At 65.9% G+C, this 25,063-nt stretch carries 27 protein-coding genes and 1 tRNA gene; 14 read left to right on the top strand and 14 right to left on the bottom strand.

The features are described from left to right. The first annotated feature begins 274 nt into the window (after nt 1-274). Nucleotides 275-676 carry a M48 family peptidase gene (locus EXQ71_10680; protein ID MSO87963.1) on the top strand — a complete coding sequence of 134 codons (402 nt, stop codon included), beginning with the start codon at nt 275-277 and terminating at the stop codon, nt 674-676. 73 nt (nt 677-749) lie between these two features. Here EXQ71_10680 and EXQ71_10675 read toward each other — a convergent pair. The 3 genes from EXQ71_10675 to EXQ71_10665 all read right to left on the bottom strand — a co-directional run bounded on the left by EXQ71_10675 (nt 750) and on the right by EXQ71_10665 (nt 2,895). Beyond that, nucleotides 750-822 (bottom strand) — tRNA-Lys (locus tag EXQ71_10675). Nucleotides 823-845: 23 nt separating this feature from the next. Further along, entirely contained in the window at nt 846-1,769 is a 924-nt protein-coding gene (locus EXQ71_10670) for a taurine dioxygenase (protein ID MSO87962.1), read from the bottom strand. A 46-nt stretch (nt 1,770-1,815) separates the two neighbouring features. Beyond that, a complete protein-coding gene (locus EXQ71_10665) occupies nt 1,816-2,895 on the bottom strand; it encodes a TIGR03857 family LLM class F420-dependent oxidoreductase (protein ID MSO87961.1) in 1,080 nt (359 codons plus the stop codon). A 40-nt stretch (nt 2,896-2,935) separates the two neighbouring features. Between EXQ71_10665 and EXQ71_10660 the strand changes: the two genes are divergently transcribed. Genes EXQ71_10660 through EXQ71_10645 form a run of 4 tightly spaced genes read left to right on the top strand, consistent with a single transcriptional unit; the run spans nt 2,936 to nt 7,915 of the window. Further along, nucleotides 2,936-4,141 (top strand): cytochrome P450, encoded by a 1,206-nt coding sequence (locus EXQ71_10660; protein MSO87960.1) that lies wholly within the window; start codon nt 2,936-2,938, stop codon nt 4,139-4,141. Next, nucleotides 4,138-4,929 (top strand): SDR family oxidoreductase, encoded by a 792-nt coding sequence (locus EXQ71_10655; protein MSO87959.1) that lies wholly within the window; start codon nt 4,138-4,140, stop codon nt 4,927-4,929. The genes EXQ71_10660 and EXQ71_10655 overlap by 4 nt, the downstream gene beginning before the upstream one ends. Nucleotides 4,930-4,961: 32 nt before the next feature. Beyond that, complete coding sequence (locus EXQ71_10650) at nt 4,962-6,272, top strand: hypothetical protein (protein ID MSO87958.1); 1,311 nt, start codon at nt 4,962-4,964, stop codon at nt 6,270-6,272. A gap of 41 nt (nt 6,273-6,313) precedes the next feature. Beyond that, complete coding sequence (locus EXQ71_10645; protein ID MSO87957.1) at nt 6,314-7,915, top strand: sensor domain-containing diguanylate cyclase; 1,602 nt, start codon at nt 6,314-6,316, stop codon at nt 7,913-7,915. Nucleotides 7,916-7,917: 2 nt separating this feature from the next. Here EXQ71_10645 and EXQ71_10640 read toward each other — a convergent pair whose 3' ends face one another. From EXQ71_10640 to EXQ71_10625, 4 genes are all read right to left on the bottom strand, one after another. Continuing rightward, nucleotides 7,918-8,832, bottom strand: coding sequence for an acyl-ACP desaturase (locus EXQ71_10640; protein MSO87956.1), 915 nt, complete (start codon nt 8,830-8,832; stop codon nt 7,918-7,920). Nucleotides 8,833-8,877: 45 nt separating this feature from the next. Next, the gene (locus EXQ71_10635; protein MSO87955.1) at nt 8,878-9,747 is read right to left on the bottom strand and encodes an SDR family oxidoreductase; all 870 of its coding nucleotides are present in this window, start codon (nt 9,745-9,747) and stop codon (nt 8,878-8,880) included. Nucleotides 9,748-9,786: 39 nt separating this feature from the next. Further along, nucleotides 9,787-10,092, bottom strand: coding sequence for a hypothetical protein (locus EXQ71_10630; protein ID MSO87954.1), 306 nt, complete (start codon nt 10,090-10,092; stop codon nt 9,787-9,789). Nucleotides 10,093-10,166: 74 nt separating this feature from the next. Further along, on the bottom strand, nt 10,167-10,607 hold the full coding sequence (locus EXQ71_10625) for a dUTP diphosphatase (protein MSO87953.1): 441 nt from the start codon (nt 10,605-10,607) through the stop codon (nt 10,167-10,169). A gap of 57 nt (nt 10,608-10,664) precedes the next feature. Here EXQ71_10625 and EXQ71_10620 point away from each other — a divergent pair, with 57 nt between their 5' ends. Both EXQ71_10620 and EXQ71_10615 read left to right on the top strand, forming a co-directional pair. Further along, nucleotides 10,665-11,198, top strand: coding sequence for an oligoribonuclease (locus EXQ71_10620; protein ID MSO87952.1), 534 nt, complete (start codon nt 10,665-10,667; stop codon nt 11,196-11,198). A gap of 32 nt (nt 11,199-11,230) precedes the next feature. Further along, nucleotides 11,231-12,304, top strand: coding sequence for an MBL fold metallo-hydrolase (locus tag EXQ71_10615; GenBank protein ID MSO87951.1), 1,074 nt, complete (start codon nt 11,231-11,233; stop codon nt 12,302-12,304). A gap of 10 nt (nt 12,305-12,314) precedes the next feature. On the opposite strand, the gene EXQ71_10610 is transcribed toward EXQ71_10615, so the two are convergent. After that, on the bottom strand, nt 12,315-13,550 hold the full coding sequence (locus EXQ71_10610; protein MSO87950.1) for a hypothetical protein: 1,236 nt from the start codon (nt 13,548-13,550) through the stop codon (nt 12,315-12,317). Between the two features lie 33 nt (nt 13,551-13,583). On the opposite strand from EXQ71_10610, the gene EXQ71_10605 reads away from it, so the two are divergent. The 4 genes from EXQ71_10605 (at nt 13,584) to EXQ71_10590 (ending at nt 16,222) form a co-directional block, all read left to right on the top strand. Beyond that, the gene (locus EXQ71_10605) at nt 13,584-13,967 is read left to right on the top strand and encodes a WhiB family transcriptional regulator (protein MSO87949.1); all 384 of its coding nucleotides are present in this window, start codon (nt 13,584-13,586) and stop codon (nt 13,965-13,967) included. 219 nt (nt 13,968-14,186) lie between these two features. Next, entirely contained in the window at nt 14,187-14,762 is a 576-nt protein-coding gene (locus tag EXQ71_10600; GenBank protein MSO87948.1) for a TlpA family protein disulfide reductase, read from the top strand. After that, complete coding sequence (locus EXQ71_10595; protein MSO87947.1) at nt 14,759-15,607, top strand: cytochrome c biogenesis protein CcdA; 849 nt, start codon at nt 14,759-14,761, stop codon at nt 15,605-15,607. Before EXQ71_10600 ends, EXQ71_10595 begins: the two co-directional genes overlap by 4 nt. Then, entirely contained in the window at nt 15,608-16,222 is a 615-nt protein-coding gene (locus EXQ71_10590) for a hypothetical protein (protein MSO87946.1), read from the top strand. On the opposite strand, the gene pdxH is transcribed toward EXQ71_10590, so the two are convergent. Continuing rightward, complete coding sequence (gene pdxH / locus EXQ71_10585; GenBank protein MSO87945.1) at nt 16,212-16,853, bottom strand: pyridoxamine 5'-phosphate oxidase; 642 nt, start codon at nt 16,851-16,853, stop codon at nt 16,212-16,214. The genes EXQ71_10590 and pdxH overlap by 11 nt on opposite strands. Before the next feature lie 24 nt (nt 16,854-16,877). Continuing rightward, a complete protein-coding gene (locus EXQ71_10580; protein ID MSO87944.1) occupies nt 16,878-18,170 on the bottom strand; it encodes a serine--tRNA ligase in 1,293 nt (430 codons plus the stop codon). Nucleotides 18,171-18,235: 65 nt separating this feature from the next. On the opposite strand from EXQ71_10580, the gene EXQ71_10575 reads away from it, so the two are divergent. From EXQ71_10575 to EXQ71_10565, 3 genes are read left to right on the top strand one after another with little or no spacing between them, the layout of a single operon-like run. After that, nucleotides 18,236-19,453 (top strand): aminotransferase class III-fold pyridoxal phosphate-dependent enzyme, encoded by a 1,218-nt coding sequence (locus EXQ71_10575; GenBank protein MSO87943.1) that lies wholly within the window; start codon nt 18,236-18,238, stop codon nt 19,451-19,453. Between the two features lie 44 nt (nt 19,454-19,497). Beyond that, a complete protein-coding gene (locus tag EXQ71_10570; GenBank protein ID MSO87942.1) occupies nt 19,498-20,448 on the top strand; it encodes an ABC transporter ATP-binding protein in 951 nt (316 codons plus the stop codon). Beyond that, the gene (locus EXQ71_10565) at nt 20,445-21,161 is read left to right on the top strand and encodes an ABC transporter permease (protein ID MSO87941.1); all 717 of its coding nucleotides are present in this window, start codon (nt 20,445-20,447) and stop codon (nt 21,159-21,161) included. The genes EXQ71_10570 and EXQ71_10565 overlap by 4 nt, the downstream gene beginning before the upstream one ends. Before the next feature lie 16 nt (nt 21,162-21,177). Here the strand turns inward: EXQ71_10565 and EXQ71_10560 are convergent, their stop codons facing one another. From EXQ71_10560 to ctaD, 4 genes are all read right to left on the bottom strand, one after another. Next, complete coding sequence (locus tag EXQ71_10560) at nt 21,178-22,071, bottom strand: cytochrome c oxidase assembly protein (GenBank protein MSO87940.1); 894 nt, start codon at nt 22,069-22,071, stop codon at nt 21,178-21,180. A gap of 7 nt (nt 22,072-22,078) precedes the next feature. Next, complete coding sequence (locus EXQ71_10555; protein ID MSO87939.1) at nt 22,079-22,432, bottom strand: hypothetical protein; 354 nt, start codon at nt 22,430-22,432, stop codon at nt 22,079-22,081. Nucleotides 22,433-22,448: 16 nt separating this feature from the next. Beyond that, nucleotides 22,449-22,973 (bottom strand): cytochrome oxidase subunit III, encoded by a 525-nt coding sequence (locus tag EXQ71_10550; GenBank protein ID MSO87938.1) that lies wholly within the window; start codon nt 22,971-22,973, stop codon nt 22,449-22,451. 76 nt (nt 22,974-23,049) lie between these two features. Continuing rightward, nucleotides 23,050-25,059, bottom strand: coding sequence for a cytochrome c oxidase subunit I (gene ctaD / locus EXQ71_10545; GenBank protein MSO87937.1), 2,010 nt, complete (start codon nt 25,057-25,059; stop codon nt 23,050-23,052). Nucleotides 25,060-25,063: the final 4 nt, after the last annotated feature.

Raw genomic sequence — 25,063 nt, 5'->3', positions numbered from 1 at the left:
CAAACGGGTGACCCTCGTCGATCCCGACGAAATCACTGTCCCCGCCGGCATCTAAGGCGATCCCCGCCGGTGTCCTACCCCCGTCGGTACTGTCGACGATGTGGATTCCCTGTGGTCACTCGACGAATGGCCCAAGAGCGAGCCAGTCGGCGGCTCGCCACCCCCCCAGCCCGCACCCCCTCCGGCGGTGTCGTTGGAGGTGGAGGTGATCCGCTCCACCAAGCGCCGCAAGTCGGTGTCGGCCCGCATCGTGGACGGACGGATCGTGGTGCGCATGCCCCAGTGGATGACCAAAGCCCAAGAGATGGAATATGTGGCCTGGATGCGGGAGAAACTGGAGCGCCAGCACACCGCTACCGCAATCGACCTCACCGAGCGAGCCAACCAACTCGCTCGCCGTTATCGGCTTCCGGCACCCACCTCGATTCGCTGGGTCACCAACCAACGCAGCCGATGGGGATCGTGCTCACCCACCGCCGGTGAGATCCGCATCACCGATCGCATCGCCAGCTTTCCCGACTGGGTGGTTGATGCGGTCATCGTGCACGAACTCGCTCACCTCGTCGAAGCCAACCACAGCCCCCGTTTTCACCAGCTCGCCAACCGCCACCCTAAACAGGAGCGAGCCCATGGCTATCTCCTCGCCATGCAGATCCAGCACGAGGATCGTCGCTAGCCCGGAGCCCACTCGGGAGTGGTCAGCGCAGACCGCCGATTCTCCGCTCCCTTCGTCGGCTCGGGAAACACAGTGGGGGTGGAGAGGTTCGAACTCTCGCGCTTCGGATTAAAAGTCCGCTGCTCTGCCAGCTGAGCTACACCCCCGCAGTGGCCAGTATCATCCGTCGTCAGACCGGGCGGTCGCCAATGACCGTGGCGCGCTCCATCACCCGACGGGCTGGCCAGTAGTCGCTGCTGGCGTAATGCTGCACGGCGCGGTTGTCCCAGAAGGCCACCGAACCGGGCCTCCACTGAAAGCGGCACTGGTACTCCACCACCTCGGCCTGGCGGCAAAGCCGGTCGATGAGAGCCTGGCTCTCATCGTCGGGAAGACCGATGATCCGCAGGCCGAAGAACCGGTTGAGATAGAGCAATCGCCGACCCGTTTCGGGATGGGTGCGCACCACCGGATGCTCCACCGGCGGGTAGCGCTGGCGCATCTCCGCTTGCTTCTCCGGCGGCAACGAGCGGCCAAAGACCTGCGTGAAGTCGTGCTCGGCCGGCAACGGATCGATGAGGGCCCGCGTGTCGGCATCGAGCCCGTCGTACACGGCGCCCATATCGGCAAAGAGCGTGTCGCCCCCGCTCGGTGGCACCTCGATGGCGCGCAGAATCGATCCCATCGATGGCTCGGCCCGCCAGGACACATCACTGTGCCAACCGTTCTCATAGCCACCGACATCGGGCGACTTCTCGAACCGCACCAACTCCGGGAGCGACGAATTGCTCTTCAAGAATGGGTGCACTTCGAGATCGCCGAACCGCCTGGCGAAGGCCACGTGCTGTTCGGCGCTGAGGTGCTGATCGCGAAAAAACACGACCTTGTAATCAAGTAATGCCTGGCGCACTTCGGCCACTACCGGCTCGGGCAGATCCTGGGCTAGATCCACGCCAGTGAGCGTGGCTCCGATGGTGGCGCCGTGGGGAGCCGCGTCGAAGTGCTCCCAACTCAGACCCGCTAGCCGCTGGCGCTCCGCCTGGAGATGAGCCACCGGACCCGCCTCAATGTTGTAGCGGCCAATACGGATGCGAGGCGGGCCCAACTCTGACATCCCCCCACCTTACAAATCGCCACTCCGCCGCCGGGTAACGGCGCCCTTAGCGGCCCGGGTTGGGTGCTCGGCCCGCAAACCGGCTGGCAGGGCGGACGGCAGCGTAGGCCCGGACCACCGGTTCGAGTTCGGCCGGGGTGGACCCATGGAGAATGACCCCGTCGGCCCCCGCCGCAAACTGATCGAGCACCCTCAACGCGCAGTGCTCGGCCGAACCCACCGCGGCGGGGAGCCACTCCGGGGGGATGAGTGTCTGAATGTGGTCGAGTTGATCGAGGGTGGCGACGGCATCGATGGCACCCGGGACCGACCGCACCACCTCATCGGCCCGAAAGCGTTCCAGCGGGGCTGGGTCCCAGCCGTTCATGGCGACGAGCGCGTCACCGTAGGCCTGGAAGTAGGTGGCCATCCGCCCGGTCATGCCGCGCTGGAGACGCTCGTGGTCGGGCTCGTGAAGGGTGGCGAGAATCGCCCATACTTTCACCGCCGCCGGATCCCGCCCCGCTTCCTCGGCGCCCCGGCGCACCTCAGCCACGCAGCGCGCCAGGGCCTCATCGGTGACGAAGGTGTGGAGAATCACCCCATCGAGCACGCGGCCCGCCCACCGCATCGTCTTGAACCCGAGGCAGGCGGCCAGCACCGGGATGTCTTCGTCGAATCCGGAGCCCAGCGACAACAGCGGGTACTTCCCCGCCGGTCCGTCGTGACCAAAAATCGCCTCGCCCTTCCACAACCGTCGGTAGAGACCAACGTGGTCCTCCATCTGGGCCATCGTGATCTTCGGGATGCCCATGATGTCGAGTAGCGGACCGATGCCCCGTCCGATCCCCAGGGCGAAGCGACCTCGGCTCAGCCGGTGCATGGTGGTGCAAAAGGCGGCGGTCACCAGGGGGTGGCGCGTGGGGGTGTTGGTCACCCCGGTGGCGATACCAACCTCGTCGCTCACCGCCGCGGCCGCTCCGCACAGCGTCGCCGCCTCCTTCACGTTGAAGCGTTCCGAGAGGAACACCGAACCAAGGCCGATCGCTTCGGCGTCGCGAACCTCATCGAGGAGCACCCTCGGATCATCGACGTGTCCGCCCAGGCCGTAGCAGCCCAACTCCACCATGCGCTCGGGATTTGCCATCCCGGGGGTCTAGTCGACATAGCCGCACTAAGTTCCAACCATGCCCGGCGATCATGAACCCCTCACCGATGCGCTCCTCGACCCGGCCACCTACGCCGGCGACCTCCACACCACCCTCCAGCGATTGCGCCGCGAATGCCCCCTGGCCTGGAACGCCACCGCGGGGTTCTGGGCCGTCACGCGCCATGCCGACGTATCGGAAGCGTCCAGCGACCCGAGCCGATTCTGCTCGGGCAAAGGGATTCTGGTGGAAGAGATCGGCGTCTCCTACGACAGTCCGCCCACCATGATGCATGCCGACCCCCCCGAGCACACCCGGTACCGGAAGTTGGCTCGACCTGGGTTCACCAACGCCATGGTGCGGTCGCTGGAGGGCCTCGTGCGGGAACGCACCAGTCGCCTACTGAACGAGTTGGCCATCAAGGCCGCCGAGGGAGCGGTGGTGGACGTCACCGCCGAGCTGGCCGTGCCGCTCCCGATCCAACTCATCGCCACCCTCCTCGGACTCCCCCCCGGCGACGAAGACCGGCTTTTTCGGTGGTCCGAGGCCGCCATCCCTGGCGCCACCGACTGGTCCGACGACGAGCGCATGGCGCTTCTCGGCGAGATGACCGTGGAGTTGCTCGCACTGGCCTCGCAACGCCGGGCGACCCCCCAAGACGACGTCGTATCCATGCTGGCCCGCTACTCCGAAGATGGCGAGGAACTCAGCGACAGCGAGCTGGGCATGTTTCTCATCCAGTTGCTGGTGGCGGGTAACGAAACCACCCGCAACTCCATCTCGGGGGCACTGGTGGCCCTGGCCGACTACCCCGAACAACTCGACCGGCTCCGGGCCGACCCGGCCCTGCGGCCCAGCGCAGTGGAGGAGGTGCTGCGCTGGACCACGCCGGTTACCTCCTTCCTGCGCACCGCCGTAACCAGCGGCGTCCTCGGTGGGGTTGAGATCTCCGCCGGCGATCCCCTCCTGCTGATCTACGCCTCGGCCAACCGTGACGAGGCCGAGTTCGGACCCACCGCCAGTGCCTTCGATGTGGGCCGCTCGCCCAATCACCACGTGGCATTGGGCCACGGCCCGCACTTCTGTCTCGGCGCCGCCCTGGCCCGCCTGGAACTCTCCGTCGTCCTCGAGGGGGTTGTACAACGCTGGCAGCGCCTCACCGTCGCTGGTCCGGTGCGCCGCAGTGGTTCGTCGATCATCTCCGGGATCAAGGCCGCCCCCCTGGTGATGGAGCCGAGACAATGACCGGCGAGCGCGACCTACAAGGCCATTGCGCCGTCGTAACCGGCGGGGGTTCGGGAATCGGGGCCGCCACGGTCCGCTGCCTCTCTCAACGAGGGGCGGCGGTGGCCGTACTTGACCGTGTCATGGCGAGCGCCCGCGCCGTGGCCGAGGAGGTGGGCGGCCTCGCGTTGGAGGTGGACGTTGCCGATCCGGATGCCACCACCGCCGCCATGGGGGCGGCGGCGGAAGCGATGGGCGGCCTCACCGACGTGGTGGCCAACGCCGGGTTCGGGCTGAACAAGCCGTTGCACCTCTACTCCGACAAGGAATGGCGACTGGTGGTAGGCGTGAATCTCGACGGCACCTTCCACACCATGCGCGCGGCCATTCCCCTGCTGCTCAACGGTGGCGGCGGCAGCATCGTCACCGTGGCCAGCCTCAATGCCACCCGTCCTCTGCAGGGGGAGGCGCCCTACAGCGCCGCCAAAGCCGCCGTGGTGAACCTGACCGCCACCGCCGCCATGGAGTACGCCCCCACTATCCGTGTGAACTGCGTGTCGCCCGGGATGATCGCCACCAACCTCACCACCGTGATCACCAACGACCCCCACTTCACCGCCATTGCCGAGCAGGGCACCCCGTTGGGGCGCATCGGGTCGGCGCCCGAGGTGGCCGACGTTATCGCCTTCCTCTGCTCGCCGGCCGCCGCCTACCTCACCGGCCAAAACCTGATTGTCGACGGCGGCGCTGGCCTCCCAAACCTCCAGGCCGACACCATCGTGCGGGCCGTGCGGCAGCGATATTCTTGATCGCACTCCACCTGGGCCCGAGCCCGACGTAGATGAACGACGTGAGGTCGTCAGACTCGGATCACCGCCGGCCATCCCGACGCCTCGCCGCCCTGGCGGCGGTGGTGGGGGTATTGACCGTGGGATTGGTCGTGGTATTGACCACTAGCGGCGATACGGGCCCTTCACCACTCGAGGTCGACGCCCGGGGCAACCCCCTGCCCGCCCTCGTGCCGGGCACTCTCACCCGCGTGGACCCCAGCCGGCACGCACGTTCGGCATCGCTGCCGGTGGAGGTCACCCCGACGGGCCTCCTTGGCGACGCCGAGATTGTCACGGTCTCCGCCGCTGGCTTCGTACCGGGAGAACCGGTGGGGGTCGTGCAATGTGTGAACGAATCTGAGTCGCCCAACCCGAGTAGCAGTCAACGCGCCTGTAACGTAGCGAGAGTGGCCGTGGTGGAGGCCGACGCCGATGGTGTAGCGAGGAGCCCGTACGAGGTCGAGCGTTTTCTCACCACACCCGCCACCGGCACCATCGACTGCGGCGCGGCGAAGGGACGATGCCTCCTGGGCATCGGCGCCATCAACGACAACCAGCGCTCTGGCTTGGCACCCACTACCTTCGCCGGCCGGGGAGAGCTGAAGGTCCCCACCCTGGTGCTCGATCCCGTTCGCGGAACCACCAACGCGACCGTTCAGGTCAGCGGGGCGCACTACCCACCCAACTCGGTGGTCGGCCTCCAGGTATGCACCACGGGTACTGACCCCTGTTGGGCCGCCGGCTTGACTGGGCTGGCCCATGCCACCTCGGGCACGGCCAGCGGAGGGGGCGTTCGGGCAGACGACGACGGGCGGATTTCGGTCGATATTCCGGCATGGCGATTCCTCCCCGGCCCCCAGGCGGGCACCTACATCGACTGCGCGATCAGTAGATGTGTCCTCGTGGCTGACCCCATCCCGGGCTCCTCATCACCGCCACCGGCGACCCTGCTCTTCTCCCGAGAGGGCCAACCACCGGTCCTCCCGGTCATTGAGCTCTACCCCGCTACGGGCGTCATCCTCGGTCAGACAGCGTTGCTGCGCGGTGCGGGGTTCCCGCCCGATGCGCTAGTGGACTTTTCGATCTCTGACGCCGTCACATTCCGCAATGTTGGAATCGGAGTGGACGACGGCTTGACGAGGGTAAATGCCGGTGGCACCTTTGCCCTTGAGTTCGCCATCCCCGACCTGGTCGGACTGACTTGTAGCGAAGGCGGCCCCGCCTGTCGGATCTCGGTGTCAACCTATGGCCCCAAAGATTCGTTCCGGCCGGCGCCCCCATTTCCGCCGCTACCGATACCGCTCATCTTCTCCGACCTCTGAGTGACGCCACGGGTTCCCGAACCTGCCTAGAATTGGCGACAGTGCAAACCAAAGTCAAATTGGCGATGACCGCCCTCCGAGGTCTCATGGAACTCCCAGGAGACGCGCTCGAGGGAGACTTGTCCGCTTCCCTGCAAGCAATCGTGGGCGACCTCGCCGCGGTCCTCGACTCCATGGCCGTGGCGATCAACCTCGTCCGCCCCGCCTGGGACGACTACCAGGTCGTGGCGATCCACGGGCCCCCCGAGATCGTTGCGCAACTGTCCGGTATCACTTTTTCGCGAGAGCACATCGATGACCATTTCGCGGCCAGATTCGATGTGGGTCGGGCCTTCTTCATCCCCAGCGGCTCCTTTCCTGATGTCGGGCTTCGGGAAGGAACCGCCATCGTCGTGCGGGAGCGGTCCACTGAGCAGCCTGGTGATTGGCAGGCCGAGGACCAGTTCCTCATCCCCTTGCGCGATGACCACGAAAAGATGGTGGGGTTCGTCGCGATCGATGAGCCCATCTCCGGACTGCGACCCGATCCTGAGCAAATCTCCCTGGCGGTCGCGCTGGTGGACGCACTGTCAGTTGGGGTGCGAAGCGCCCTGCGAGCCCTCGAAGCCCGGCTGAATGCCCACGCCCTCGAAGCGCTGTTCAAGTTGTCCAATCACTTCGGCAAAGAGGAATCCACCGACCAACTCCTCACCACTTGCTGCGAGGGCATCCGTCAAGCACTGGGCTTTGATCGCGTGGTCCTCGAACTGGGCGAGAGCCCTTCCCTCCATGTCGCCCATCGTGCGTCGGCGGGATGGCACGACAACCCACCCACCCATGGTGTACCCACCCTGCAGAACGCCAAGCGACTCTGTCTCCCCGAGTTCGAGATCGAAGGGTGCTACCTCCTCTCGGCCGAGGAGGCGCTGGCCATCGTGGGGAGCGATTCCCGCCGATTCACCTCGGTCCGCAATGGCTCCGGACCGCTGGCGTGGGATCACCACTGGCTCCTGGTCCCCCTCACCGACACCACCGGCGCACTGCTGGGCTGGGTGTGGGCCGACGACCCCGTCGACCACCTGATTCCGAGCCGAGCCAAACTTCGCATCCTGCGTACCTTCTCCAATCAGGCCCTCGTGGCGGTCACCGGAGCCACTCACCTGGACCGACTTCGCACCATCGCCAGCCGCGATGACCTCACCGGCGCCCTGAACCGGCGCTCATTTTTCGAGCATCTCGATCACGAACTCATGCTCGCCCAGGAATCGGGCGAGCTGATCACACTGGTGCTCTACGACCTCGACCGGTTCAAGTTGCTCAACGACACCCACGGCCACCCCGCCGGCGACGATGCCCTGCGCGGCTTCACCAGCATCCTCACGCATAACTTGCGAGCGTGCGATGCCGTAGGACGCCTCGGGGGCGACGAATTTGCCATCTCCTTGGTGGGGTCCGACCACCCCAGCACCCAGCGTGTCATTGAGCGCGTCGCGACGATGCTCGCCGATGACCTGCCCGCCCGCTCTCTGCTCAGGGCGAGTTACGGCATCGCCGAAAGCCCTGGCGATGGGACCACCTCCGATGAACTCGTTGCGGTGGCCGACGCCCGCCTCTACCAGCAGAAGCGTCTGCATCAAGGCGCCGGTGGCGGTAAAGAAATCTGACGTTACGCGGAGGTGAGCTCGGCTGCTTCTTCGCGCCGGGCTGCTAAGCGGCGACCAGCCATGGCGATGCGACCGATGCGCTTGACCAGCGCCGCCCGAGCCTGCTCGGCCTCTGGGCTCAGGCCCTCAAGACTCTCCACGGCCCAATGGCGAAGCACCACCGGGGCCAAGATCTGGTCGTGGTGAATCGCAAAGTCGTAGATACCGGCATTGGCGATCGCTTTGGCGTGTACCTCGAAATCAAGGATCCCGGTACCAGGCATCTCGAACGTCCGCACCTGCCGCTCGATGGCCATCACCGTCCCCGACGGATCGAGCTCCAATGCCGCGGTGACCAGATCTCGGTAGAAGAGATAGTGCCGGTTCTCATCGCTGGCCACCTTCTTCATCACCTCGTACCCGGCGAGGTCGGACACCAACTTGCCCGTGTTGTAGTGCGCGATGCGGGTAGCCAGTTCTTGGAGGGCGACGTAGACAAGGCCATCCAGCACGGTCTCCGGCTCCGGCACCTCGCCGCAAGAAACCTGAGCCATGCGGGCTCGTTCCAACTCCACCGGATCGATGGAGCGCGTCACCGTGAGGTAGTCGCGGATCACGATGGAGTGACGCCCCTCTTCGGCAGTCCAGCGCCGTGCCCAAGTACCCCAGGCGGTGTCGCCTCCAAACATCCGCTCAATGGTGCGGAAGTAATAAGGAAGGTTGTCCTCGGTGAGGAGGTTCACGAAGAGCGCACTTCGAACCTCAGGGGACAACGCGGCGTCCTCCGGGGCCCATTGATAGTCCGCCTCGAAATCCCTCCCTTGACCCCACGGAACTAGTTCGTGAGGAAACCACTCTTTGTTGGTGGCCAGATGGCGATCCAAGAGGCGCGCGGCAGTGGGTTCCAGATCAGCGAGTAGGGCATCCGACGACGTCATACCCCTAGCCTACCTAACGGTCGGTAGGGAGGGAAGTCATACGTTTCACGTCTCCCCCGACCCCATCGCCCCCGGGCCGTCCACCGCTTCCTCGCCGTACAACGCCCGGGCCCAGTGCTCCACGTTGGGGCCACGACGCAGCGTATGGCCGCCATCCACGCCGATGCACTGGCCCGTGATCCAACTCGATTCGGGGCCACAGAGAAACCGGATCAACGGGGCAACGTCCTCCACCGTGCCCGTGCGACCCATCGGAATGTTGGCGAGATAGTCGGCCAGCACCTCGGGGTCTTGCTCGAGCGGTGCCGCCAACTCGGTGGCCACCATGCTCGGCCGCACGGCGTTAACCCGCACATTCGCCCGTCCCAACTCGTCAGCGCCATTGCGCACCAGGGCCTCCAAACCAGCCTTAGACACGCAATAGGCCGACATGAACGGGTGGGTGAGCGGACCAGCGATCGAGGACAACCCCACAAAGGCACCGCCCCCCGATCGGACCATGGCCGCCCCGGCATGTTTCAGTGTGAAAAAGGCGCCGTGGAGATTGATATCGAGCACGCGATGCCACTCCTCGGCGGGCATTGCCACCACCGGAGCGACCGTGCCCGTGCCGGCGGAGGCCACACAATGTTGCAGCGCGCCGGTGATGCTCAGCGCCGCCGCTACCGCTCCTGCGACGTCATCTTCCCGAGCCACATCGCACACCACCGAGCGCACCTCAGCCCCCATGGGCGCGTCGCGTCGCAACTCCGCCACGGCGGCGTCGAGACGTTCCTGGTTCCGGCCCGCCAACGTGACCGAGGCCCCGTCAAGCACGAGGTGGCGAGCGGCCGCCAAGCCAATACCGCTGCCGCCGCCAGTGATCAGGCCAGCGGTTCCCGCCAGCACCAGTTCTCCCATTGCCGAACCCTCCATCGTCGATCAAACCACCTAGGGGCGCACCCTAGGGTCGGCTCAGGCCAACGAGGCCAGAAACCGAGCGGTGGCCTCGTCAGCGGCGGCGGCGAGCAGGTGGGCCGCCCCGGGAAGCCGTATCGTGAAGGTCACCGGCGGACCTTCCGACAGTGCGCGCAGGTCAACATCGGCTTGCGGCCAGCGGCCCACCGAACCCCCCGCCGGAGTGGTGACCACCAACGTGCCATCCACCAGCGCCAAAAGAACGCGATCGGGCCAGGGAGCACCCTCGCCCTGATGGTGGCGTACCACTCCCGATAGGCGACGGAAGCGATCCGCCACCGTGACCAAACCGGAGTCATGCACCCGCCACGCCTCGATTCCCGCCCAGCCCAACCCACCCGGCGGCTCGGTGGAAGCAGTGTCTCCCGGTTCGCTAGTCACACGCCGGTGGAGCCGAAGCCGCCGCCCCGGCTGACCCCGTCAAGAACGTCGACCCGCTCCCACACCACCGTGGCCACCGCCTGGACCACCAGTTGCGCAATGCGGTCACCCCGGTGGATCTGAAACGGCTCGAACGGATCAAGATTCACCAGCAGCACCTTGAGTTCATCGCGGTAGCCGCTGTCGATGAGGCCTGGAGTATTGAGGCACGTCACTCCGTGCTTCAATGCCAATCCACTGCGGGGCTGCACGAAACCGGCGTACCCCGGCGGCAGGGCCACCGCTATCCCGGTGGGCACCAGCGCCCGACCTCCCGCGGGAGCGAGGGTCACATCTGCACGCGCCAGCAGGTCCAACCCGGCGTCTCCCGCCGCGGCGTACGCAGGAAGCGGGAGTAACGGGTCGAGTCGAACAACGGGAACAGGCAGGCCGTCCATTCCACCGAACCTAGGCCCTGGCGGTCCGTTAGGTAGTGTGCGCCCGTGCTTGTCTGGATGGATTTGGAAATGACCGGCCTCGACCCGGCCCGCTGCGTCATCGTGGAGATAGCCACCATCGTGACCGACGATCAACTCGAGATCGTGGCGGAGGGTCCGGACTTAGTGGTGCATCAACCGGCCGACGCGATGGCAGGGATGGAACAAGTCGTGCTGGACATGCATTCCTCCAGCGGCCTGCTCACGGAGATCGCCGAGTCCACCATCACCCTTGAAGAGGCCGGGGCCGCCACGCTCGCCTTCATCAAACAGCACGTGCCCGAGCCCCGCACCATCCCGCTGTGTGGCAACTCGATCGGCACCGATCGACGTTTTCTTGCCGCCTATCTGCCCGAGATCGAGGAGTACCTCCACTACCGATCGGTGGATGTGTCCTCCATCAAAGAACTCACGCGCCGCTGGTATCCGGGCGCCATTGACGCCCTGCCCCGCAAGGCGACCGCCCACCGCGCCCTCGACGACATCCGCGAATCGATCCACGAGTTGCGGTGGTACCGCCAACACGTATTCCTCCCCTCGCCCTCGATCTGATCGGTCGCCAAGTAATTCATTAGATTTCGGCCATGGCCGACCCACCCATCACTTCCCCGCGTCGGCCCACCCAGGAACAGGAACCGGCGAGCCCGGAGATCACCGAGACGAGCCCGGGCATTCTGCGCTCGCAACTTCCGATTTCCCTGCCCGGCCTCGGACACGTGAACTGCTACTTCCTCGAAGACGACCGCGGGGTCACCGTGATCGATCCAGGGATGCCCGGACCAACGTCGTGGCGGGCACTCGTGCACCGTCTCAAGCAGGCGGGCTACCGCCCCAAGCACGTCCACACGGTGGTGGTGACCCACTCCCATCCGGATCACTTCGGGGGGGCAGGCCGACTACGAGATGTCTACGGCGCCGAAGTAATCACGCACCGCAGTTTTCGCACCTGGTTCGACCCAGCCCAGGACGAAGCCAGTACCGAGCCCGCCGACGCAGCATCCTCGGCCGGACCATGGAATCATGAACTCCCCTGGCGGAACGGCGCTACCTTCCGGCCCCCCATGCCTCGCCGGGTCAATATTGGGCTCTACCGGATGGCGCTCAAACGATTCATGCGCACGCCTGCCCCCACCCGGCGCGTCGACGACGCGGAGGTGATCACCCTGGGTCGTCGCCCCTGGGTGTCGCTGCACACCCCGGGCCACACCAGCGACCACCTCTGCCTCTTCGACCCGGTAGCCGGCATCGTGATCTCCGGCGATCACGTGCTGCCTACGATCACCCCGCACATCTCCGGGCTAACCGCCGGGGCTGACCCGTTGAGCGAATTCTTCGCCTCCCTCGACAAGGTGGCAGCCCTCGACGGGGTGCAACTCGTACTCCCCGCCCACGGCCATCCCTTCCACGACCTCGCCGGCCGGGCGCGCGACATCGGCAGTCATCACCAGGACCGTCTCGGCCGCCTCCGCACCATCGCGGAGGAACTGGGGGATGCCAGCGTGGAGGCCTACTCCCATGAGTTGTTCAAGCCTCGATCCTGGGGGCAACTAGCCGAGAGCGAGACCTACGCCCACCTCGAACACCTCCGCGCCACCGGCGAGATGGCAATCCGCCACCACGCCGGTGCCCTGCATTATCACCTCACCGAAATCCGCTAGCGCCACCGCCTCATCCCGGAAAAACCTGCGCCGTGGCGGCCAACCGGCCATCCGCCACTACCCACACGCCCAAACCACCCCCGGCCAGCGTAGCGGTGGCCACCTGCACATCGCTGCCTCGCTCGATGGCGGTGCGGTGCTGAACCTCGGCCCGCAAGGGCGCCCGCAGACCACGAACGAGGGCCAGCGCCTCTTCCACGATCTGCCAGTAGGCGGCGTTGTTCACATGGTGGAGCACGTCGAAGTCGGCCACTCGGAGCGGCCACCGGAAGGCACCGGCGTCGGCGGGTGCCGCCTCGGGGTGGTCCAGTCGCGCCGTAACCCGCCGACCGCCGGCCGCCTCGCCGTAGATCTTGTCGAATCCCGCTGCTATGCGCACCGGTCGGCCGGTGGCGGGGTTGACCTGCACCCAAGTGGTGGCCGCTTCGATCACGCCGCCCTCCTCACCCTGGATACTGATTCGCCGCTCCGCCCAATGACTCCCCGTACCCGAGCACCACGTGACCAAGGCCATCGACTCGAGGTAGGCGGGGAAGGACTCCACCACGATCACGGTCTTTCGCACCACCCATGCCTCCGCGTCGGGTAGCGCGGCGTCGGCCGTGTCGTCGGCCGAGAGGTCCTGCAGAATCCGAGCCGCACCGTCGAGGCGGAGGCGGCCGGCTGGGCTCACATCAGCGAGGCGAACTCGACGGGTGCCGGCAAATACCCGACCCGTAGTGGGGCGCGGCACGAGGTCATCCATAGCCCAGGAACGTACCCGTCCCGGGGGTTTCAGCGGGGCAGGCCGATAAATCGGTTGACTTGCCTGGGCCGGGCGTGGTCCGATGCCAGGGCGTAGGTCCCCTACGTACGCTGAATTTCCCCCCAGGAGCCCTTGACCATGTCCGCTCAGACGCACACCACCGCAGGCCGCACGGCCCCCGCCGGTGCCCCGCGCCTGGGTGTGGGAGCGGGCGCCGTCTATGCCACCGTCAGCACCGCGACCGCCATGTATGGCGACGCGGTGGTCCATGCGGTGGCTGGCGGGCACCACGCCATTTCCTGGACTAAGGGCGCCCTTGCCAAGCCGAGCACCTTCGTGGTGTTTGACAGCAAGAACCGCCCGACCCGGCCCCTCTCGGAGCTCGCTCTCTAGGTAAACCACCACGAGACGCAGCAAACCGAGAGGCCGCCGGGACACCAACCCGGCGGCCTTTCTCGTTGCGCCATCACCCACCGATCTTCCACCCATCCACCGATCCACCCAACCAACCCCAACACGACAAGGAGCAGGGCGATGTTGCCCCAGCGCTACGACAACACCTTCGACGGTCCTGATAACCGCCCCGAAGCCGAAGATCGCCAGTGGTGGGCCCAAGCCCGCTGCAACGACTCCGCCGGCACCATGAGCGGGCTGTTCTTCAGCGAAGAACTCCACGACATCTCGACCGCCAAGCGGATCTGTGGACAATGCCCCGTGATGACCCAATGCCTCGCCGGGGCGCTCGATCGGCGCGAGCCGTGGGGGGTATGGGGAGGCCAACTGCTCCTGCACGGCAGGGTGCTCAAAAGCAAGCGTCGTCGGGGTCGTCCCCCCATGCTCGCTCGCCCGGAGGACCAGTTCCCAGACATTCCCATCCCGGTCCATCTCCAAGATCGCGTGGTCTACAAGATCGCGTAACCCCCGCCGTCACCGGCAGGGCCAGGCCACTGCGCCAGGCCTTGCCGGTGCGAGGTCACCGCCTAGGGGCGGGCCGGGGCAACGGCCGCCGATTCGCACGGGCACTCCCCCCGTCGTGCGGGTCGTTCGACGACCGACCCCCGGCCTGCCCGCGGTCAACCTGCGTGCGCTCCGGGTGCGACGTGTGTCCCCGGGTGTGACGGCGATACCGTCAACGCTGTGCCGTCCTCCTCGCGATTGCCCTGGCCGCTCCTGGTCCTATCCACGGTGCTGGCTCTCCTCGCGGCCGTAGGCACCTACCAACTCTTGGACCGCGATGCCCCCCCCGAGCCCACCGCCACCGCCGAGAACAAGATCTCCCTTACCCCCGATGTGCCCATCAACCCCGATGACGCCACCTTCACCACCTTCGACGATCAGACCGTGTCCTTCGCATCGGTCTACGGCGCTCCGACGGTGGTGAACTTCTTCGCCTCCACCTGCGCCCCGTGTATCACTGAGATGCCAATCTTCGAGCAAGTGCACCAGGAACTCGGCGATTCCGTTACCTTCCTCGGGCTAGCGGTCGCGGATGCGTCGCCCGAGGATGCCCAGGAACTCGTGACCCAAACCGGTGTGTCGTACCGCACCGGCCAGGATCGCGACGGTTCGGTCATCGGGGCGCTCGGCGGGTCCCGTCTGCCCACCACCGTCTTGCTGGACCGCGACGGCACCATCGTGGATGTCATCACTGGCGAAGTAACCGCGGCAGAACTCCGCGCCCTCATCGCCGACAAGCTCGGCGTGCCGGGATGATCAACGCTCCCTTGGCCCTTGCGTTTGCCTCGGGGATGCTCACCATCGTCAACCCCTGTGGTTTTGCCATGCTGCCCGCCTACCTCGGCTACTTCCTCGGGCGCGACGGCGACGACCACAACCTGCGCACCAGCGTCGCCCGATCGGTGGGCGTTGGGCTTTCGGTAGCGGCCGGCTTCCTGGTCGTATTCGGCCTGGTGGGCCTCGCCACCTATCACCTATCGGTTCGGTTTAGCAGCGGCACCCCGTGGGCCACGATGCTCATCGGGGTGGTCCTGGTGGTGGTCGGGGTGGCCATGGTGGCGGGCTACCAACCCAACGTGAACCTGCCCAAACTGCAACGCGGTGGCCGCACTCGTGAAGGCCGGTCGATGTTTGTGTTCGGCGTGTCCTACGCGATTGCTTCGATCTCCTGCGCCTTTCCCCTCTTCGCCGCCAATGTGGTGGGCACGTTCCGCCGGGAGAATCTGGTATCGAGCGTGGCGGTGTTTGTGACATACGCGCTCGGGATGACCCTCGTGCTGCTGGCCCTCACCGTCAGCCTGGGCATGGCCCGCCAGGGGTTGCTCCAACGTCTTCGTTCTGTCCTCCCCTACGTGACGCGTGCATCCGGGGCGCTCCTGGTCCTGGCGGGTGCGTACCTCGTCCACTACGGCTGGTACGAGCGCGGGGTGCAACCCGGTGAGGTGGGCCAGCGATCGCCGTTGGTCGACCGGATCACCGGAGCCTCCGACACCATCGCCGACTGGATCTACCGCGTGGGCCCCACCGAACTCGGTCTCGTGTTGGCCCTGGCGCTGGCCTCGGTGTTGATCGCCACCCTCGGCACTCGGGCTCGCCGCTAAATGGGACACTTCGCCGAGTTGCTCGCCCACGACGGTGTCGAAGAAGACATCGAGTTGCGATCAACGTTTGGCTTTATGGCATTTCACGGCGGCAACCTCGAGGTGGGCACTGACATCGCCGCCCGTGCGGCCGCTGAACAATCCGGTGCCTCGCTCTACGCCGTGCGCCAACCCCCCGACCTGCGCTGGCACATCCCCTCCATCGAGGTGACCCCGAACGACTCGCCTGGGTTGGCGAGCTTTCTGCAGCATGTGGATGTGGTGGTGGCACTCCACGGCTTCGGGCGCGAAGGGTTCTGGGCCACCCTGTTGCTCGGTGGCGGCCACCGGCCCCTCGCCAGCCATCTCGCCACCCATCTGCGGCCGGCCCTGCCGAGCTACCGCGTGGTGGACGACCTCGTCGAGATCCCCATCGAGCTGCGGGGTGTCCACCGGAACAACCCGGTCAACCTCACTCGGGGCGGCGGGGTACAGATCGAACTGCCCCCCCGGGTGCGATCCCACGGGCCGTTCTGGGCCGACCTCCCCGCCGGCGAACCAACCCCCCACACCGCCGACCTCGTAGCGGGCCTGGTGGCGGCGGCCACGACTTGGCCGCTCTCCCCTACGGGCTGAGCCGGACGATCCGCCACGCCGCACCAGCGGCGTCGCGCTCATAGCGGAGCCGATCGTGCATCCGACTCGGACGTCCCTGCCACAGTTCGATCGAGTCGGGCACGAGCCGGTAGCCCCCCCAGTAGGGCGGGCAGGGCACGACCTGCCCCTCGAAGCGTTGTTCCGCCTCGGCAAACCGCCCTTCCAGTTCGCCTCGGTCGGTTAGCTCGCTCGATTGATGCGAAGCCCAGGCCGCCAACTGGCTCCCCCGGGGTCGGCCGGCAAAATAGGTCTCACTCTCGGCCCGCTCGACCTTGGCAATCGCGCCCCGGGCGTTGACCTGGCGCAGCAAGGGGACCCAACTAGCGAGAATCGTGCCGACGGGATGGGCATCGAGGTCCTGGCCCTTACGACTGTCGTAACTCGTGAAGAACGTAAAACCGGAGGAATCGAGCCCGCGCAGCAAAACGGTACGAGCCGAGGCGTGGCCGGCGGCATCGGCGGTCGCCAGGACCACTGCATTCGGTTCGTTGGGGGCCACCGCCGACCACTCATCCCACCAGGCCTGTACCTGCACAAAGGGATCGGGGTCGGCATCACCCACATCGAAGCCGGCTGTTTCATACTCCACGCGCTTGGGATCCAGGGTCATGCCCCAGGATACGGGGGGACGGGATCAGCGGCGACCGGTGATCACCTCAACCCCGAGATAGCCCTGCAACGCTTCCACCACGGCGATCGACCCGTTGGGCTGACGATGGGTTTCGAGGTAGGCCGCCACGGTGCGGGGCCAGCCCATGGCCGAGCCGTTTACCGTATGGCACACCTCGGTACCCTTACCCCCCACCGGCCGGTACCGGATGTTGGCCCGGCGGGCCTGGTAATCGGAGAACCAGGACACCGAACTGACCTCGAGCCACATGTCGCACCCGGGGGCGTAGGCCTCGATGTCCCACGTACGCGCCGCCGAGGCCCCAATATCTCCGGTACAGAGATCCAGGATCCGGTACGGCAGACCCAGTTCGGTAAGCAGCGCCTCACTGCGGGCGAGAATGTCTTCCTGGCAGGCCATGGCCTCCTCAGCCCCGGTGGCCAACGCCAGTAACTCAACTTTGTCGAACTCGTGCACGCGCAGCAGGCCACGCGTGTCTCGGCCCGCTGCCCCTGCCTCCCGCCGAAAGCACGACGTGTGGGCGGTGTAGCGCAGGGGCAAGTCAGCGCCGTCGAGCACCTCGTCGCGATGCATCGAGGTGAGCGGCACCTCCGCCGTGGGGATCGCCCAAAGATCATCGCGTTCGATGTGGTACGCCTCGTCGTCGAACTTGGGGAGATGACCGGTGGCGATCATGGTGTCGGTTCGAACCAAACTCGGCGGACGAAGTTCCTCAAAGGCATCGGCGTTGCGGTCGAGGCTGAGTTGCACCATGGCGCGCAACAGCCGAGCGCCCCAGCCGCGGTACATGGTGAACATGGAGCCAGCGATCTTGGTAGCCCGCTCCCCGTCGAGGATCCCGAGTTGGCTTCCGATGTCCCAGTGCGGAACCCGCTGGTGGTCGCCGTAGGCATCGGGATCGAACCCCTCGAGACGCAGCACGATGTTGTCGGCCTCACCCGCCCCCGTTGGGCAGTCCGGAGACGGGACATTGGGGGTGCGCAGCAGGAGGTCTCGCATCTCGTCGGCGAGCTCTGCCACCGAGGCATCGAGGGCCTTCTCCTGCTCACCCAACACCCGGCTCTCCGCCATCAGGGCCTCGGCGCCATCAGCATCACCCTGGCCCCGTAACCGGCCCACTTCCTTGGACAACGCCTTCACCTGGGCCCGTCGGTCGTCTCGTTCGGTGCCGAGGGATCGCTGACGAATGTCGAGATCGATGATGCGATCCACCGAAGCCGCGGCGTCGCCTCCCCGCTGGGCCAGTCCGGCCCGCAAGACGTCGGGTTCGGAACGGAAGCGGCGAATGTCGAGCATGACCGCAGACGGTAGCGGGCGGACCGCCGCTAGGTTGGACCCCTGACCGGAGAAGAGAGGCCGCCGTGACTGAGCACGTATCTGATGTCTGGTTTCGAGTGACCGACTTGGAGGTGGTCTCCGGCACAGGGTGCGTGGTTACCACCAGCACCGGCGAGGACTACCTGGACTTTTCCAGCGGCATCGCGGTCACCAGTACCGGCCACTGCCACCCCCATGTCGTGGCGGCTATCCAAGCCCAGGCCGCCCGGTTCATCCATGCCCAGGTCAACGTCTATCGCCACGATCGGCTGGCCGAACTGGCGGGGCGCCTCGCCGCCATCACCCCGGAGCCGGTCGACACGTTCTTCTTCGCCAACTCCGGGGCCGAGGCCACCGAGGGCGCGGTGAAACTGGCCAAGCAAGCCACCCGACGACCGAATGTGATCGTCTTCCAGGGCAGTTTCCACGGGCGTACCCATCTGACCATGGCGATGACCACCTCCAAGACAATCTACCGGGCCGGCCATGACCCCCTACCCAGCGGCGTGTTCGTCGCGCCGTTCCCCCACTCCGACGACGACGTGGATCGCTGCCTGGCGGCGGTCCGTCTGCTGCTCCTCAGCCAGACCTCCCCCGCCGACACCGCGGCGATGGTGCTGGAACCGGTGCTGGGGGAAGGCGGCTATCTCCCGGCCCCCACTGCCTTCCTGCAGGGTCTGGCGGCGATCTGTCGGGAGCACGGGATCCTCTTCGTAGCCGACGAGGTGCAGAGTGGATTCGGTCGGACCGGGACCATGTTTTGCATCGAGCAGCACCAGGTGCGCCCCGACATCATCGTGATGGCTAAGGGCTTGGCCTCGGGCTTCCCCATCTCGGCCATTGGCGCGTCGGCCGAGATCATGGCCCGCTGGCCGCCGGGCAGCCACGGCGGTACCTACGGCGGTAATCCCATCGGCTGTGCGGCCGCTATCGCCACCATCGATGTGCTCACCGAGCCTGGTTTCCTCGCCCATGTAGTGGCTCGCGGTGACCAACTCCGCGCTGGTCTGCGGGCCCTGGCGGCCCACCACCCCGGCATCGTCGACGTGCGGGGTCCGGGCCTGATGGTGGCCAGCGAGTTTGCCGATGCCACCCGGGTGGGTCCCGTGCTCACGCATTGCCTGCACGAGGGCCACCTGATCCTCATGAACGCCGGAACCTTCGGCAACGTGGTGCGTTGGATGCCGCCTCTAGTGGTAACCGAAGCCGAAATCGACCGAGCCCTCGCCGCCTTCGGCCGAGCCCTCGCCGCCACCGGATAACTCTCCTCCCCCCGGCACCGAGATGGTCTCCCGGGCTGGCTAGAGTGGCCGGTGTGGCCGCGGTAGAGGTGCACGAGTTGACCGTGCGCTACGGCGACACCATCGCAGTGGATGGCATCAGTTTCGAAGCGCAGGCCGGGCAGATCACCGCCATCCTGGGACCAAACGGCGCCGGGAAAACCACCACCGTGGAGGTATTGGAAGGCTTCCGACGACCCCTGGCCGGCCGAACCTCCGTGGCCGGCCTCGACCCCATCGCCGACCATGCCGCCCTCACCCGCCGCATGGGCGTGATGCTCCAAAGCGGTGGGGTGGGCCCGGGCGTGCGGGTGCTGGAAGCACTGCGCCACGCCGCTGCGCTCTATGAGGACAGCCTCGACCCCCATGCGCTGCTCGAACAGGTGGGCCTCACCGGAACGGAGCGACGAACGTGGCGACAGATCTCCGGAGGCGAACAACGTCGCTTGGCCCTGGCCCTGGCCCTGGTGGGGCGTCCCCAGGTGGCGTTCCTCGACGAACCCGGTTCCGGAGTGGACCCGCAGGGGCGACTAGCGATTCGCGAGGTAGTGGCGGGCCTACGCGACGACGGCGTCACCGTCGTGCTCACCACCCACGATCTCGATGAGGTGGAGAAACTGGCCGACCATGTCGTGATCCTCGACGGCGGCCGGATTGTGGCGGCGGGGAGCCCGGCGCAGTTGATGACCGCCGGACAATCCGACGAGGTGCGCTTCGGTGCACCGCCGGGACTCGACGCCGCCGCCCTTGAGCGGCGCATCGGCGCCCCCGTACGCGAGGTCGCACCAGGCGAATACGTGGTGGCGGCCCCGGGCACCCCTGCCCTGGTCGCCGCGCTCACCGCCTGGCTGGCCGAACACGACCTCCCCCTCGCCGACCTACGCGCCGGGCGCCAGCGCCTCGAAGACGTGTTCCTTCGCCTCATGGCCGAAGGGTCCTTCACCCGCCCCGAACCACGGCGGCGGGGGCGACGATGAAACCCCTCCTCGCCCACCTGCGCCTCGAACTCACCCTGATCGCCCGCAACGGCGAGTCGTTGCTGCTGACGCTGGGCATTCCCGTGCTCCTGCTCACGTTCTTCGCCACGGTGGATGTGCTGCCGATCGAAGGCGAGCCGATCAACTTTCTGGCCCCGGGGGTACTGGCACTGGCCGTGTTGTCGACGTCGCTGGTGAACCTGGCCATCAGTACGGGATTCGAGCGCGAGTACGGCGTGCTCAAACGCCTGGGAGCCACCCCGCTGGGCCGGCCGCGCCTGTTGGCGGCCAAGACCCTCGCCACGCTGGCCGTGGAGATCGTGCAGGTGGGCACCCTGTGGATCCTGGCCCTCGCCCTCGGCTGGGACCCGGACCCCAAGGTGGGATTCTTCGCCGCCATGGTCCTCGGCACCATCGGCTGCGCGGGCCTGGCGTTGTGCCTGGCCGGTTCCCTCAAGGCCTTCGTGACGCTGGCCGCCGCCAACGGCCTCTACCTGGTGCTCCTGCTGCTGTCGGGCATGGTGATCCCCATCACCCAGCTCCCTGGTCCGATCCAAGGCATCGCCCGGGCGCTGCCAAGTGGCGCCCTGACCGAGGCCGTTAGGGGCTCGCTGAGCGCCGGGGGCGCCGTGCCCGGTCGGGCCTGGGCGGCACTGGTGATCTGGGCGCTCCTCAGCCCGGCGCTGGCTATCAGACTTTTTCGCTGGGAATAGGCCTGCAGGTCCGGGCCTACCGGCGAGGTTCGGACACCGGAGCAACAGGGTGGTCCTCGAAGGCTCGCTCCACCTCGTCCCAGGTGAGCACTTCGCGCTCGGTGGGTACATAGCCGCGCATATTGGCCTGCTCATGGCGCGCTGCCCATCGAAAGAAGATCACCACGATGATGACCCACAAGAACGTGCCGCCCACCAGTTTCATAATGGCGCCCGCCGCCTGCTGATCGGTTACCACCGAAATGCCCCACATGCGAGCGGGGATGTCGTAGGTCTTGTAGACGGCGTCGGTGGCGAACACCATCCAGGCCCCCGGCACGGTCGGCACCAGTGACTGCACAAACAGGTAGATCATCTGGCCCGGCAAGGAGATCCGCACCTCAGGGAACGGGCCGCACACCGGCATCCAAAACAGCAGGGCCGCCGCCACCAGGGCCGTATGGACCCCGTAGTGAAACAGCCCGTTGGTCGCGGCGGTGTTGACCACGACCGGGGCGTGGGTAACCAGGGTGAGCAGGGCCATGATCAGCCCGGCGGGCACCGGCCGGGCCAGCCGGTGCACAACCGTGTTCAGACGACCATCGCCCACCACGAGGCGGGCCAGCCACTCGGGCGTGGCCATCAACATGGCCGCCGCCATCAAGAGGGTGAGCACGAGATGCTGGCTCATGTGAACCAGAAAGAGATAGCGCTCGGCCACGTCGTGGACGGGCCAGTCCGAGGCGGCCCACAACAAGAGAATCCCGAAGATGAACCACCGGCGCTGGGACCGAGTGATGGCGGGCGTGCCCGCCGGAACCACCTTTGGCCCGATGACCAAGCCGGCGTAGAGATAGAGCCCCGTGATACTCCCCACCAGCAGCCACACCTCGGGGTGGGGCACCCAGGCCATGAAATCGACCGGTGGCATCAGTGACTCACCCGGGAAACCGGAGGAACTCGTCGGAGAAGAAGCCGAAGGTAGTCAACATGACGCAGAACACCACCACGGAAAGGCAGAGGCCGAAGAGGAACACCCGACGGAAAATCGGATTGTCGTACTTCAGATGCATGAAGTACCCGGCCACCGTAAGGAACTTCACGATCATCATCGGCACCAGAATCCCCACCAACAACGTGGTCGTGGCTTCCTCGATGAAGTAGGTGCCCACCTCGAGGGCCGTGATGAAGGCGAGGATCAGCGTGATCTTCACGTACTTCGCGTCGGACGGTAGATCGTGACCGTGGCCGACGGGGGCTTCGGTGGGCTCGTTGTCGGTGATGGTGGTCATGAGATCGTCCTCTGGTTCAAGGGATCAGGTAGACGACGGTGAAGATGACAATCCACACGATGTCTACAAAGTGCCAGTACAGGCCAATGGTTTCAACCGTCTCAGACCGCTCCGCGCCCAGATTGCCCCGAAACGACATCGCCAGCATGGACATCAGCATCACGATGCCCACACTCACGTGCACGCCGTGGAAGGCGGTGAGGGTGTAAAACGCCGAACCAAAGATGTTGGTGGTGTAGCCCAAGCCCTCTCGGTAGAAGGTAGTGAACTCGTACACCTGCCCGCCGATGAACACCGTCCCCAGCATGGCGGTAGTGCCCAGCCAGATGCGGTTGAGACGCACATCTCCGCGCATGAGGGCCGACACCGCCAGGACCATCGTGAGCGAACTCATCAGCAGCACGAAGGTGCTAACCGAGGTGAAGGGGATGTCGAATAGTTCCTCGGACGTAGGGCCACCCACACTGCGATGACGGAGCAACAGATAGGTGGAGATGAGGCTGCCGAACAGCAGGCAATCCGACCCCAAGTACACCCACATGGCCAGTTTCGTGTTCGAAATACCCGTTGAGGTGGCGTGACCATGGGCGGCCACCACCGGAGTTTCCAGCGCCGCGTCAGTCACCGACGGTCACCTCTTCGCGCTCGGCGGCGGGAGCCGCATGGTCGTCATCGCCGTCATCGTGGCCATCGCCGTCGTGTCCGTGCGGGAGTTGGTCCTCATCGTCGCTCGGCTCCAGCGCCCAGCCCACCATCGAGCCGAGCAGGACCACGCCGCCCACGAAGGAAATAGCGAGGTTGAAAATGAGGCCATAACCAATGAGTGGGAAGGCGGTCGCCATGACGATCGGCCAGTAGGACGGCGCCGGCAGGTGGGCCCGAGAGCCATCGCCGATCATGGCGATCTCTTCGGGCTCGTGCACCTTTACCACCCGACCGGTTTCGTCGGCCTGGTACTTGCGGTGCCACCAATCATCAAAGTGCACCACCACTGGATCGTCGTCGAAGTTGTGCTCCGGGGTAGGCGATGGAATGCTCCACTCCAGACTGCGACCATCCCAGGGATCCGGTCCGGGCGCCGACTGCAAGTGAGCCCCCCGCTTCGAGCGGGCAATGTTCACGAAGAAGATCAGAACACTCAGGGCAATGATGAACGCCCCGATGGTGGACACGAAGTTCCAGAAGTTGAAGCCGTACCCATCGCGATACGTCTGGATCCGGCGGTTCATTCCCTGCAGGCCCAGGATGTGCATAGGGCCGAAGGTGAGGTTGAAGCCCACCAGCGTCAACCAAAAATGCACCTTGCCTAGTTTGTCGTCGAGGAAATAGCCGAACACCTTCGGCCACCAGAAGTAGAAGCCTCCGAGGAAGCCAAAGAGGGCCCCACCAAAGATCACATAGTGGAAGTGGGCCACGATGTAGTACGTGTCGGTTTGTTGCGTATCAGCGGGCGCCACGGCGTGGGTTACCCCCGACAGACCACCGATGGTGAACATCGCTATCAGCCCGATCGAGAACAACAAGGGGGTGGTGAAGCTGATCTTCCCGCCCCACAGCGTGGCCATCCAGTTCAAGATCTTCACCCCGGTGGGCACGGCGATGAACATGGTGGAGACCGAGAACGCCGCCACTGAGATAGGACCGAGACCGGAGGCGAACATGTGGTGAGCCCACACGCCCCAGCCCATGAAGCCGATGGCGATACCCGAGAACACCATGAAGGGGTACCCGAAGATCGGCTTCCGGGAAAACACCGGAATGATCTCCGAGACGATGCCAAAGGCAGGAAGAATGAGGATGTAGACCTCGGGATGTCCGAAGATCCAGAAGAGGTGCTCCCAGAGCAGTGGGTCTGCCCCCTGCTGCACATTGAAGAAGTTGGCACCGAAGAGCCGGTCGAAGGTGAGCAGGAAGAGCGCCACGGAGATCACCGGCACGGCAAAGACGAGCAGCACCTGGGTGACCAGGCTCATCCAGGTGAACACCGGCAACTTCATCATCGTCATACCCGGGGCCCGCATGTTGAGCACGGTGACCACGAGGTTGACACCGCCCACCAGCGAGGCGATGCCGGTGATCTGCAGACCAATGGCGTAGAAGTCCATGCCGTGGCTTGGTGAGAAGATAACGCCGGTGTTGGGGGCGTAGGCAAACCATCCGCCGTCGGCGCCACCGCCGAGGAACCATGAGGTGTTGAGGAAGATCCCGCCGAAAATGAACGTCCAGAAACTCAGGGCGTTGAGGCGGGGGAAGGCCACATCACGAGCCCCGATCTGCAGCGGCATGAGATAGTTCATGAAGGCGGCGCCCATCGGCATCACCACCAAGAAAATCATCGTGACGCCGTGCATCGTGAACACCTGGTTGTACAGGGCCGCCGACAGAAGCTTCTGACCGGGCGCCGCTAATTGCGCCCGAATGGCTAGCGCTTCGACGCCACCGATCACGAAGAAGAAGAGCGACGACGCTCCGTACATGATGCCGATCTTCTTGTGATCCACCGTGGACACCCAGGCGCGCCACCCGGTTTTGGCCCGGGGTCGGCTGAACACACCCATCGGGGCGCGGGCCACCCCCGCCCCCGGCGGGAGAGCAAGAATGTCTGAGGGTCGTTCGATAATCGCCATCGGG

The sequence above is a fragment of the Acidimicrobiia bacterium genome, from assembly GCA_009694375.1.
In the GTDB taxonomy this organism is placed as follows: domain Bacteria; phylum Actinomycetota; class Acidimicrobiia; order Acidimicrobiales; family VFJN01; genus VFJN01.
The sequence above is the reverse complement of the archived record's forward strand: the minus strand, read 5'-3'. Positions and strand labels throughout refer to the sequence as shown.